The sequence below is a fragment of the Candidatus Nitrosocosmicus franklandus genome (assembly GCF_900696045.1).
In the GTDB taxonomy this organism is placed as follows: domain Archaea; phylum Thermoproteota; class Nitrososphaeria; order Nitrososphaerales; family Nitrososphaeraceae; genus Nitrosocosmicus; species Nitrosocosmicus franklandus_A.
This window is the reverse complement of record NZ_LR216287.1, coordinates 1,935,039-1,947,711: the sequence shown is the minus strand read 5'-3', so window position 1 is coordinate 1,947,711 and position 12,673 is coordinate 1,935,039. Positions and strand designations below refer to the sequence as shown.

The window sequence follows — 12,673 nt, the reverse complement described above, 5'->3', positions numbered from 1 at the left end:
CTGAATTATCTACAAATGACAGTAATTTGACAGTTAATCAAGAACTGTCAAAACAAGTTGAAATTTTAACTTGTGGTTAGTAATACAACTTGAACTATACCTCTTTTTTCCCAATTCAAAAGGTAAATCCACTAAACTTTTCATATATGTTATCTACTGTTATTGAAATAATCGATTTTAGAAAACAAGATCTTTCTTACCAAAAGGAGAATGAGAATATCATGTTTGAATTAATTGTTGCTGATTTGTTAAGAAGAGTAGAAGATTTATGTCGAAAAGGAATTTCCAAAAAATACTATGATACCGAGGAGAATCTTTCTTATGTCAAAGGTAGAATATTAATCAAAGAGAATTTGAAATACAATCTGGTCTACAAAAACAAAATGTATTGCAGATATTCTGATTTTGGTCCAGATACCGTTGAAAATAGAATAATAAAATATACTTTGTATCATCTATCTCAAATATACTTTACAAACCCTGATTTGTATCGAAAAGCAAAAAGGTTGTTACATTATTTTGAACCTGTTTCTTTGATCTCTTATTCTAAATTTCCAACTATCATATTTGATAAACTCACATTTCATTATCGTACAATAGTTACTCTTTGCGATCTGGTAATTTCAAATAGCTCGCTATATGTTGAGAAAAGAGGTGAAGTAAAATTTTCATCATTTCTAGTCGATATGGACAAGTTATTTGAGAAATTTGTTTATAGATTACTTGAATCAAACCTTAAAGAAAAGGGACTCTGTAAAAAATGACTTTAACAGACATATCGATGAAGAACAAAGAACATTAATAAGACCAGATATCATAGTCAAGAAAAAAGGCATAATTGTTTTGATTCTTGATACTAAATACAAGACATCAATAAAGGATGATGATTTGAATCAAATGTGGATATACTGTATTTCGTTAAATGTTTCCACAGGCATACTCGTTTATCCTCAATACTTTGAAGCACCATTTTCAAGAACTTTGCTATCTAGTAGATACAAAATATTACTCAAGAATATCGATTTGACTGGTAACACTTTTGAGGAGTTCAAAGAAAAATGTAAGACGTTCGTGGATGATGTAGAGAGATGCATCATGGAATTATTTCTATGATCTACTAGATAAGACGGATAAAAGAAAATTAACTAGATGTCTTAGTCATAGGTCTATTATATAATTCTTAGAATATTGGCTGGTCACCTTGGGCTGTTGCTTCTTCATCGAGATTTGAATCTTTATCTGATTTACTGTTTACTGGGACTTCTATAGCAGGTAATATAGCAGTTGGAGCTTTAGAAGGGTCTACTTTTTCAGGATTATCTAATGCTTGATTTTCACTTGACCCCCCTGGCCACAAAATTCTTTCTTCTTTATCCATATTTTTAAAATGGTTCTCAACACATGATATATCCCCTTCCAAAAGTTGTTTAGGGATTATTGAAAGCAATTTCGCCATAGTAGCAGGGCCGACTGCAATTTCTGACATGATCTTGGAATTATCACTAATCGTCTTTGCAAGTTGATTCATTAGGAGTTTATTTTGATACTTATCTTTATTCACATCATCTTTCTTATGAGCTTCTTTCAGATATTCCTTTATCAATAAGTTTTGAACCAATATCATTTCTTCTAGTCTCTCCTTGTAGAAATCCAACAACCCAAATTTTACAAAGTTATCTAGCCATTGTACCGAGCTAATTTTTCTTTTGTTTGCTACTTTCTTTAATCGATAGAAAGTAGTATTTCCTATTTTCTTACCTAATTTTTGTGATAACAGATCCATAATCTCTACATCAGTAAACCTAAACATCTGATAATCATTAATCATAGAAATGAGGATCTCTTTCTCAGTTTTAGTATAATCCTTATCTCCCTTATTTCTTGACAATGTAGTTGTTTTAGATGAGCAAGCATTTAGCTTTTTATGTTCTGGTCGTCATGCAATCCTAGTATTAAGATATTCTTACCATATGTGGAAAAGAGTAGCAAATTTCAGAACATCAAACTAGAATACAATTTGATATTGTATTTAAAAATTACCTAATTATGAAGTTTTTAATTTAAAGGTTTTGCGTTGTCGCCTAACTCAGCCTATTTAGCTGGGATTGCACAGATTATTTACTTGTGATAGATTGGCCCTCCTATAACCGATCACTTGTAAGACGTGGAGAGATACTTTTCTCATACGATTTTCTCGATGGTTGGGATTGTGAACTCGATAGGATGAATGAAGGTAAGATAGGTAAACCATTTACATTCCCAGATTCTTTCATCTTGGTCATTGGTTACATACGTTACTCCTTGCAGTTACCATACAGGCAAACCGAAGGGATAATCAAGGCCACAGGAAAAAGGCTACCCGAAAAACCACCTAGTTATGGTCATATCTGTAAAAGAATCAACAAGTTAAACATCGACATTCAGAGAAAAAAGACAGTTGATTATAACGAAGATTACATCATAGTTTCTATAGATAGTACTGGTATCAAGGTAACCAACAGAGGTCAGTGGATGGATAAGAAGTGGAAAATACAAAACAGAAAAGGCTACCTCAAGATTCATGTTGCTGTGGATATAAAGACCAAGGAAATACTTGCTCTGGATGTAACAGATGAGAAGGTACATGATGGTAAGGTGTTAAAGAAACTGGTCAACCAAGTTCTGGATTGTTCCACCACCACAACCACAACAACAACTAGAGGATCAAGCAAGATGGTAATAAAGATAAAATCTGCTTTAGGAGATGGAGCCTATGATTCCAATGCTAACTTTCAATATCTTCAGGAGAAGGGGATCACGCCTGGTATAAAGGTAAGGAAGAATTCTGTTGTTTCTCTTGAAAACAATAGGTTGAGGAACAAGGAAGTAATACAACAAACAAAGGTGGATCTACTAAAATGGAAGAAGAAAAGAAAGTACGGACATAGATGGATGGCTGAGACGGCCTTTTCGACAATAAAGAGAATATTTGGTGAGTATGTATCAGCCACCAAGTTTGATAACATGGTAAAGGAGATGATGATAAAAGTGTCACTCTACAACCTGTTTAGGAGATTATAGAGAATGGGAAAGGGATTGATTGAAGAACAAGGAATTAGGAAACAAAGCATAAAGGTTTTTCAAAAACAATTCGAATAATAATATTTCTTCAGATTTTCATGAAGATACTTGCAAGGAGTTTTATCAGGTAAAAATTTCATATTCCTTTCGCTCAATTTTTTATAGTGTAATAACAGTAAAGTAGAACGGTATGTAAGAATGGGAAATTCTATATAGCCATAAACATCAGATCAATTTTATGATTTTTGTATTAGACCTCGTAATTAAATTGTGAAGACTAGAAAGGGAGACTATTACTGACCAATAATTTGTAATATCTTGCTTACTTGTCAATCATTTTTTAAAGTAGATTGATCAACTCTTGAATCTTCCTAGTTGATTCGATTTCAAAATCCTTGCGAAATTGTTTTCCTCCATGGGAGATTTTCAATCGAATTCAGAATTTATCGCCATATGTATGCCAGTAGTCCTGGAATATTCTGTAGATTTTCTGAATTCAATTATTTTTTATAATTCATATTTAAGGATTATCTTAATGACCGTTTTAAGTGAATTTATTTAGTTTTCAAGGTCAGTATGTTGATCCTCTTAAGAGAAGTTTATCTCATATATCTCCGAAAAATTTCGGCCCCACGATATTATGGACAGAAAATTGATGCATATTGTCAAAAATATTTCGTTAGATCGCTCTGCATCCGAGGAAAGCCTGAAGCTTTCCATTCATTATAAAAGGATTTAAGTTTTGCTGGTAAAGTGTCATAGTGTTTATCACCCGCATGTCGGATAAGATCGTTAAAATCAATTTTGACTACTTCGTCACAGTATTTGCACTTCTCATACTCCCCTTGCTCCTGAATTATTTCATCTAAAATTTCAGAATGATTTTTTTTCATGTGTTCGGAATAACCCTGTGTTGAAACTAGTTCGCCACAGAAATCGCATACAATGTCGTAAATCCTTATGATAGTAATCATGTCATGAGTCTCTAGTTCATTTGCAATTTGTGTTTGATCTTCTTTATCCAGACTATCGTATTCCCTTTTGAACATATTATTGAACAAATTCGCGAATTTAGGATTATTATTTAGAAGGTAGGTTAGATGATCTTTCAAATAAACTGTTTCATATGATTGAATTCGGATCATTAAATGTAGAGAAAAATTTGGTAAAAACTCTGGATTATTAAATGAAACCATTTCAATCTGATTTAAATCATCTTCATTGAGGAACTCTATTAAATTGCTCATTGATTCTCCCAATCCAGAAGCAAAACCTCCATTGATTTTGCATAAATCAACTAAACGATCCCAAATTTCAGCCTTCTCTATGGATCTGACCGATTTGAAAACATTTCCTATTTGTTGGCCAAATCCATAGCTAATCTCATAATATGGATCAATGAATTCACAAAGTTTTTTCCAGTTCTTTGAACGGGTGTTTTCGTCCGAACTTACCAAAAATTGTGCTAGACCCTTACCTAACCCTAGACCAAAATAGTCCCTCCTATTATTGTTAACAAAATCCGCCATCATTTTTGCGAATTCTGGGTCGTGCATGGTAATATTATTTTTGTTACAATAATTCACCATTTCAATCGTTTTTTCTTTCAAAGAAATTACACCCTTCATCAAAATATCAAAACTAGGGGGCAGGAAAATTTCTTCATTAACAGGTAGCAAGTATTGAACGTGCGTGCCAACAAAAACTCCGCCTAGATAAAGAGAATCATCACTATCCATCATAATTGTGGGTTCCTTCGTCAGATACTGGATTATTTTGAGCAGGATATCTCTAGTCAATTCTATTGATTCCAATGCTAGGTCATGTAAGGAATAATATTGGCCCGATAAATAGATCCAAGAATCCAGTGTTTGTAGAGGTTCAAGGGGATATGTTGTCCCAAAAAGATTTTTTTGAATTGTATCCAATCGAGATAATTCGCGGCTTATCCCTAGTTGATAACAAAACTTTAGGGTATAGAGAAAATGAATGTCGTTCTTGTTCTCCGAGCTCTTTTTCAAATATTTGAATTGTTTTACAAAATATTCTCCTGGAGTTTCCAAATTTTCCGCAATTTTGATGGCTTGTGACGGATCTGATAGCTTGTTACTTGTATTTAATACCTGTTTATAATATTCTAAAACTAATAGAGGTGATGGTTCCTTTTTCCATAGAATTTCAGATATCTGTTCAAGGTTTTGTTCGATATGATTCTTATATATTTCTCGAAATGGATTAAGCTTAAGACCGTAGGCCTCAATTAATTGCTTAATTTCTCTTGAAGAAAACTCAATTTTGTGAATATGAATATCAGGAATCATTTCCACAAAATTAACATAGTTTTCAGGAAATAAAGGACTTAACGAAATAATTGCATTCACTTTTCTTGAACCGATTAAATCCAATGAGGATCTTCCTGTTTCGGGGTTCCTTTGAAGTAAACCATTAGGAAAGTTATCCCATACAAGAACATCATCTGGACCTATTCTTGATAGTATTGACCAAAGACCTTCATATCTAATGTATGAATTACTGACTGAATAGGGATTGATTACGTAAATAGTCTTTTTTTCATTCATGAGTTTTTTTGTTACCTCATGTAAAGTTCTTGATTTACCTATTCCACTTCTACCATGTAAGAACAATAAGCTGTTTTCATACAAATGCTCCAATCTTTCGGGGATGATAAACGGAATCTCCTGTCGATTTATTTGATTTTGAACGTTCAGTAGTTTAGACAAGAGTTCATATACTTCTACTGCAGGTTTACCGTTTAAGTCTATGACTGTATATGATACTTCTAATTGATTCTTATTCAATCCTACAACTATTTCATTTGCAATATCTAGTGGTTGTCTTAATTCATAGAATGATTTGGTAATCTCAGGATAATTAATAAGAAATGTTTCTATTTCCGATGCGCTCCATATATCGATATTTTTTATTTTGTATTTTGGTTTCAATTTATTAAACAGTCCTTCTAAAATGTCTCTAGTTCCCGATCCGAGTGTGGAAGTAAGGCTAACATTGGTTATCATAATATAATTATCACATGGAAGACTGTTCTTGACGATTATTTTTTCTAATTCAGTTTCTATTTCTTTTAATAATGCATCACGTGCAGGGTCTTGACCTAATCTACCAATGTCATGAAATTTAGCTTGAAATATCCAATGCCCATCCCATTTTTCTACTGGGGACGGATACAGTGCCGTTCCTGTATAAACAGCATCTCTCCCTCCATCCCTTCCACGCCCATATATTTTGGCAGAAGGAGATATGATTTTTTGAACCAAGGCTTGTGCAAGCTTTTCAAAATCTTCATGTCCAAGCTTGTTAAGATCATGAATCATTAGTAATGACGGTTGCTTCTAGAACAAATATATAGTTTATATCCTATCGCCATAATTTCTTGTTTTATAATTAGTCCAATTCCTAATTTATGAATCTTAAAAATTCACTCTCGGTGACATCCTTGACACGGTAATGAGGATAGAACGAATTCATTGTATTGAATGGGCGGGAGCTTATTAGATAGATAAATAAAGTTACACAATTGTTGGAAAGGAAATTTGAAGGAGACTTTGATTCATAATCTTTTTTATCATCAATTATAAATATGTCTATATTTAATAATTTGGTCTAATTTTTCTAATACTGATGTTTTCGTCGTCCCACCAAAAGTTCATTGTGCTATTGAGCCCTACTACATATCTGACTCAAACCCCCTTGCGCCCAATTTAAATTATTGAATAAAAAATCTTTAAATTTAAAAAACCTTTAACTTCCATTAAATTATTCAAGTTTACATTCTTATAATAATCTCCTCTGGTCATCCAGGAATGTTAAAGGCTACTCAATTTTTGTTACAGGAAGAATTAAAAATTTCCAAAGAAATGATCAAGATAGAGGAGTTTACAGGTTATTAACAGAATATTTAAAATAATCATTCCAATCTATAGTAATTAAAAAAAATCAAATATTATTTATCTCTATCATGTGCAGTTTAGTTTCTAATTTTTTTGTATGTTTGTTATATAGCGTACTGTCCTTTTGTTACGCGGGACTACTTGATTTCTGGACGTTTGGTAGAATATACTTTGTATGACTCGCCTGTATGCTTGTCAATATACTTCCAATCTCTGTCGTCTAAGGGAACTTTTTTAAAGTCGGATTGTGAATTAGGGTGTAATAGCGAATAAAAGGTTCCTCCGACAGAAATCGCGTTAGGAAGTGTATTTGATGTTATTTTGGCAGTAACGTTCATAACGTAGCCTATTAAATCTATTTGAGAACTGTTATCTTTTCCATATTGGATAACAACACTTTCTCCTTCAGTCATACCTATTTTAATCTGCAACACTGGATAACCATGTCTACGAAAGACAGGATTGATGTCATTTCTTACTGTTGACAGCATTGAATTAGCACAACGGTATGCTCTATCACAAATAAGATACTTGTTAAATCCTGAAGGAAAAAAGGCTATAATAGCGTCGCCTACATATTTTAAAACAAAACCTCCGTAACTTTCTATTACTGAGGATAACTCATGAGAAAATGCTTTTATGATAGTGACGACCTTCTCGGTAGGTAATGTCATGCTCATTTTGGTAGAGCCTACCATATCGGCATACATTATGACAAGATGAATTTTGGAATTGACGTGTTGAAGTAAGAATCTTTGACCTTTGTCGATAGATGTATTGTATTCATATCTTTCACCCAGTACACTTTCCAGCCGACCTTTTCGCAAATTGCAAAGTGTTCTAAAGTCTAAAACATTGTCTTCTTTAAACTCTAAACTTTTTTTAGAGTTAATTTCATTGGAAGTTTCCTTTGTTTTTGTGAATATAAATGGATAATTATTTTGATTTTCGATATTAATTTTCCTCAATTTATTATATATGACATTATCCTATAATAACTTAAGAAATGATTGTATTTGCATATGTTATTATATCCTAAATTAATTATTAATCTAATTATGACATATGGTATAGTAACGTAACATGTTAATCATTTTTCTTTTCTTTCTCTTGAAATCTAACGAAATTTTGAGATAAACAAAGAAATGGTATCTATTCTTAGCCTGAAGTTAAATAATTGGTCGTACCACAAGGATTAATGGCGAATAAGTTGAGTCATAAATCTTTTGATTTATTTCTTGGCACTTGTTTCTCTTAGAACGGTTCCATAATCCAGATAGACCCTTTTCCTTAAATAGGGAATTAATTTGTAATGTACTGAATAATATTTTTTATCACGCACAAGAAAATCATTTACTAAAAGAGATATCATACCTCCAGTCATCTTTGATATTGGAATATTTCTCTTTATTGAAATTTTATCTCGTAACATATGCTACTCCCTTGGGATAAAATAACTCCTGTTATAATCTAATATTAATGGTCAAATAATATATTCCCATACTTATCTGCGATTCTCTGTATAGGTAGCATATTTTCCCTTCTGTTTCTCGTTTAAATGTCCCTTGATTTTAAAGGTACTTTTCAGTAATGTCATTTTATTTTTCGGATTCTAAAAGAAGAAAGATCGATCACTTTCCCTGAATAATATAATATCAAACATTAAAATTGTTTTGTATGGATACATCAGCTAAAACTTTTTTGACATCTCATCATGTATCGTTAAATTGGCTTCATCTACTTTGATAGAATTGGTGGGACATACGGTCACACATGCCATACACCAAATACAATCCCTTTCTCTTATTGGGTCTGATTTATCTGTATAATCTTTTCTTCCTTCTCTATTGCGGTCCTCACCTATTCCTTCACTAGTAGTATTGGTCATCTCTATGGCAGGAACGTCTTGTTCTGATCTGTACCATTGGTACACCTGTACAGGGCATGCCTCAATACAAGCTCCATCAGCAATACATGAATCCCAATCCAGTGCTACAAATGTTCCATGCACTCCTAGACCTACGTATTCTTCGTTTCTTTGCTTATACGCATCTTGAACATCTGCGTTTTCGGAGGATTCAGCATCAGTCCTCCCAGGACCCCAAACAAAATGAAATCTTCCATCTGCGTTTTTATGTTTTCCTATAATTTTATGATTCTTTGGAAACTCTGGGTCTATTGGCATATGTACGTATTTGTAACAAAATTTATAATGTACTACAATAGAATGTTATTTAGAAAGCACAGCAATTAACTAACTGAAATAAATTTTATAAAAGTTGGATGATTTAAATCTAGTTATCTTTTTTGGATCTTTTGGCTCTAGATTTCCTGTTATACTGTAACTTTGATCAATTTGATACAAATGGTTATGGCTAGAAAAGGTATTATTCTTTACTAAAGCCTTCTTTATGTATCCAATAGTAAGAAACCTTTTCAGCTCCAATCCAATAGGTCTCAGTACCAGCGTCAATTATGATTTCTTTTGAATTATCATCGAAAGTTACATTATGTTTATGCAATTCGATACTCTCGTTGTTGTCGAGTCTTATCATTACTTCTCCACTCTTATCTAGACAATTTTTTATATTTTCATAATTTGCCATCCATTATTATGCGCGTCTTCCTTTTTAAACCTTGTTACTATATAATTAGGACTATTATTCATTGACAAATTATCTGGTCTAGAAAGCGGTTGAATATTTTTTTTGTCTTCTGATTAGCGTACCATTATATAGGTAATAGGAAGTCTTAACCCAATACGTTTGTGATCAAAAACTGATTATGCTATAGTTTCAGTTTTATTTTCTAAATGATTTTGTATTGCATTTCTTAATGTATCTGTAACAATATGAATAATCCGAGGATCATCGACTTTCGGTATTATATAATCTGATTTTAACTGTTTATTATCGAGTATATTTGCTATGGCTGTAGCAACCGCTACCAGCATACCTTGAGTTAGCGTATTGATTCGAAGATCCAAAAGAGCACGAAGTATTGATGGAAAAACTACAGCGTTGTTTATCTGATTTGCAAAATCCGATCTTCCAGTAGCAACAATTGTCGCACCCGCCTCTAAAGCATCAGAAGGTAGAATTTCAGGATCAGGATTACTTAAACCAAAAATAATTGGGTCAGGATTCATTGTTTGTATCATATCTTTATTTATCAATTTACCCTTTCCAGATACTCCCATGAATACATCTGCCCCTTTCATGACCTCAATAAGACTTCCAGTTAATTTCATAGGATTTGATTTTTCCGATATCTCTCTTTTATATGGATTTTTCATGCCAGTGGTTCGATTTTCATATAATGCTCCAATACTGTCAGTTACGACAATATCCTTGCATCCTGCTTCTATCAGTATTCTGAATATCCCATATCCAGCTGATCCAGCTCCTGCAATTACCACTCTTATTTGGTCTATTTTCTTTTGTACTATTTTAAGCGCATTTAATAATCCTGCTAAAGCTATTATTGCTGTACCGTGTTGATCATCATGGAAGACTGGTATCATAAGTTCTTTCTGTAGTCTTTCTACAATCTCAAGTACTTTCGGTGATTCAATATCTTCTATATTGATTGCACCAAAAATTGGTTGAATAGATTTTACTAATTTAATAATTTCCTCCTTATCTTTGGTATCAATACACAGAGGAAAAGCATTCACTCCACCTAAAACTTTGAACAATACAGATTTTCCTTCCATAACTGGAATTGCAGCTTCGGGACCAACATCTCCTAATCCCAGTACCCGTGTCCCATCACAAATAATGGCAACATTGTTCCATTTGGACGTATAATCAAATGCTAATTTTTTATCTTTACTTATAACTCGCGATACAAATGCCACACCTAGAGTATAAATAAGGTCAAGTACATCGCTCTTGCCATTAAAAGATTTATTTATATCAATGGTATTGTGAATTTCGATTTTTCCCTTTAGTGTTCGATGGAGATTTATTGCATCTTCTTCTAGACCCATTTATATAATCACTTAACTATAGCAACGTTATTGTATATACATTCCTATATTTGAGAATAAAATCTAAGGATCATCATTCCTATTATCTCTCATAAACAAATCAAAGTCAATATTTTTTTGGAAATAACAAGTAGAAATGTCATTGATCTAACTGGTTTATTGATACCTTGTATATGTAATATATGGAACCTTTAAACTAAGAAATTCGTAGAGGTTATACCCCAGAGTCGATGTATATGATTAACAATTACCTTTAATCTAAGAAACTTTCTAAACCATGTTATATATTTTTGCAATTTAGCTTTATTTTACTATGGTATTACTCGTGTACATAAGGAAATTAAATATAGTTAGCACGTAGTATTGCTCTTAATGACAAATAAAATATCGCCTAGAGACTTGCAGAAAAAAAGAGGCAAGCCTGGAAAATATATGATTATAGATGTAAGAGATGGAAAGGAGTTGGAAGGCCAGGAGTTCGATGGAGGTGATAGCAAGATATTTGGAGCTGTCAATATACCACTTACACAGTTAATTAGAGACTCAAGAAATGGGGATTTAGATAGACTTAGACAAGTACCATTATATCTTTACTCTACTGTGGGTAATAGAGCAGACATTGCAACAGATGAGCTTAACACACAAGGATTTAACGCCTTTAGTATTGAAGGTGGGTTTATTGCATGGAAACAGGAAATACAGGGAAGGCAAAACATGGTTAAATTTGGAAAATTTAAAGAAGTAATAGATAAAATCAAAAAATAAGTAGAAGAAAAACTTGCACTTGGACTGAATAGACATTTTCTAAAAAAGTGTTAGGAGGGACATGAAGTATCTTACCTTTTACAATAAGGGCTAAAAATAGCAATTAATGAGACTGAATTACAGTAAGTCAGCAAAGAAATTGATTAGATTCGTGATTTTTTAAAATCGGATTACAAAATCATTATAAATAGATTACTTTGGATTTCAATGGCTATTTATCGTATGGATACTATTATGTTTTGGTCGGCCTCATGCATTAATATCAATAACTTTTGGGAAATAACATTGCCATTCCGATCGATACTTTATTCTAATTCAAATTACTTTAAAGAGAATTCGTGAAACTTCTGAATTCAATGGATTGAATGTAATTTGTTTTATCCCATACGCACTTAAATTTTGGTATAGTCATTGCTATTCTCACAAGACCTTTCCACCGGAATCATATGTCAGAATCAATTAAGTCTCATTTGTTAAACGCGAATAAGAATTTGAATAAATCTAGAAATGTCACTATATTATAGTATTCGTTGGGATTATCAACCAAAGAAATTCGCTCTAGAAAAATACGGCTTTCTTTTGCCATCTTGGTAAACGATTAAGTGTTTTCGAGTTCAAGCCCTTGTATCCTTTATTCTAGAATAAATCTGCCGTTCACTTTGTATTTGTATATTCCTTCTTAAAAGTGAAAAATTTACTATCATTACAACAAAAAGTCCGGCGACCACTATAAGAGAAATTAGGATTACATAAGCCAAAAAATAAATTCATTTATGCGATAATAATAAAATAAAATACTTATTTTTTAATAGGAACTCGACAAATGATAGCATTGAATAACTATTACCAAGAGCATAGATGAATATTCATGAAAAATAAATCTTGATAATGCTTTATTCCATTCTATTTTATTGATCATTCTTTATAT

9 protein-coding genes and 1 pseudogene are annotated in these 12,673 nt (G+C 32.3%); 3 read left to right on the top strand and 7 right to left on the bottom strand.

The window, feature by feature from the left end:
• Nucleotides 1-146 precede the first annotated feature (146 nt).
• Nucleotides 147-1,113, top strand: a pseudogene (locus tag NFRAN_RS14475) (McrC family protein).
• A 67-nt stretch (nucleotides 1,114-1,180) separates the two neighbouring features.
• Here NFRAN_RS14475 and NFRAN_RS09120 read toward each other — a convergent pair.
• Nucleotides 1,181-1,888 carry a hypothetical protein gene (locus NFRAN_RS09120; RefSeq protein ID WP_134484701.1) on the bottom strand — a complete coding sequence of 236 codons (708 nt, stop codon included), beginning with the start codon at nucleotides 1,886-1,888 and terminating at the stop codon, nucleotides 1,181-1,183.
• Nucleotides 1,889-2,124: 236 nt separating this feature from the next.
• On the opposite strand from NFRAN_RS09120, the gene NFRAN_RS09115 reads away from it, so the two are divergent.
• On the top strand, nucleotides 2,125-3,060 hold the full coding sequence (locus NFRAN_RS09115) for an IS5 family transposase (RefSeq protein ID WP_134484700.1): 936 nt from the start codon (nucleotides 2,125-2,127) through the stop codon (nucleotides 3,058-3,060).
• A gap of 665 nt (nucleotides 3,061-3,725) precedes the next feature.
• Here the strand turns inward: NFRAN_RS09115 and NFRAN_RS09110 are convergent.
• From NFRAN_RS09110 to NFRAN_RS09085, 6 genes are all read right to left on the bottom strand, one after another.
• A complete protein-coding gene (locus NFRAN_RS09110) occupies nucleotides 3,726-6,413 on the bottom strand; it encodes a hypothetical protein (RefSeq protein WP_134484699.1) in 2,688 nt (895 codons plus the stop codon).
• A gap of 713 nt (nucleotides 6,414-7,126) precedes the next feature.
• Entirely contained in the window at nucleotides 7,127-7,957 is an 831-nt protein-coding gene (locus tag NFRAN_RS09105; RefSeq protein WP_134484698.1) for an adenylate/guanylate cyclase domain-containing protein, read from the bottom strand.
• A 263-nt stretch (nucleotides 7,958-8,220) separates the two neighbouring features.
• A complete protein-coding gene (locus tag NFRAN_RS09100; protein WP_134484697.1) occupies nucleotides 8,221-8,421 on the bottom strand; it encodes a hypothetical protein in 201 nt (66 codons plus the stop codon).
• A 258-nt stretch (nucleotides 8,422-8,679) separates the two neighbouring features.
• Nucleotides 8,680-9,174 carry a 4Fe-4S dicluster domain-containing protein gene (locus NFRAN_RS09095; RefSeq protein WP_134484696.1) on the bottom strand — a complete coding sequence of 165 codons (495 nt, stop codon included), beginning with the start codon at nucleotides 9,172-9,174 and terminating at the stop codon, nucleotides 8,680-8,682.
• A gap of 202 nt (nucleotides 9,175-9,376) precedes the next feature.
• A complete protein-coding gene (locus NFRAN_RS09090; protein WP_134484695.1) occupies nucleotides 9,377-9,595 on the bottom strand; it encodes a hypothetical protein in 219 nt (72 codons plus the stop codon).
• 176 nt (nucleotides 9,596-9,771) lie between these two features.
• Nucleotides 9,772-10,980, bottom strand: a complete 1,209-nt coding sequence (locus tag NFRAN_RS09085) for an NAD(P)-dependent malic enzyme (protein WP_134484694.1) — start codon at nucleotides 10,978-10,980, stop codon at nucleotides 9,772-9,774.
• Nucleotides 10,981-11,352: 372 nt separating this feature from the next.
• Here NFRAN_RS09085 and NFRAN_RS09080 point away from each other — a divergent pair, with 372 nt between their 5' ends.
• Complete coding sequence (locus NFRAN_RS09080; protein ID WP_134484693.1) at nucleotides 11,353-11,745, top strand: rhodanese-like domain-containing protein; 393 nt, start codon at nucleotides 11,353-11,355, stop codon at nucleotides 11,743-11,745.
• The last annotated feature ends 928 nt before the right edge of the window (nucleotides 11,746-12,673 follow it).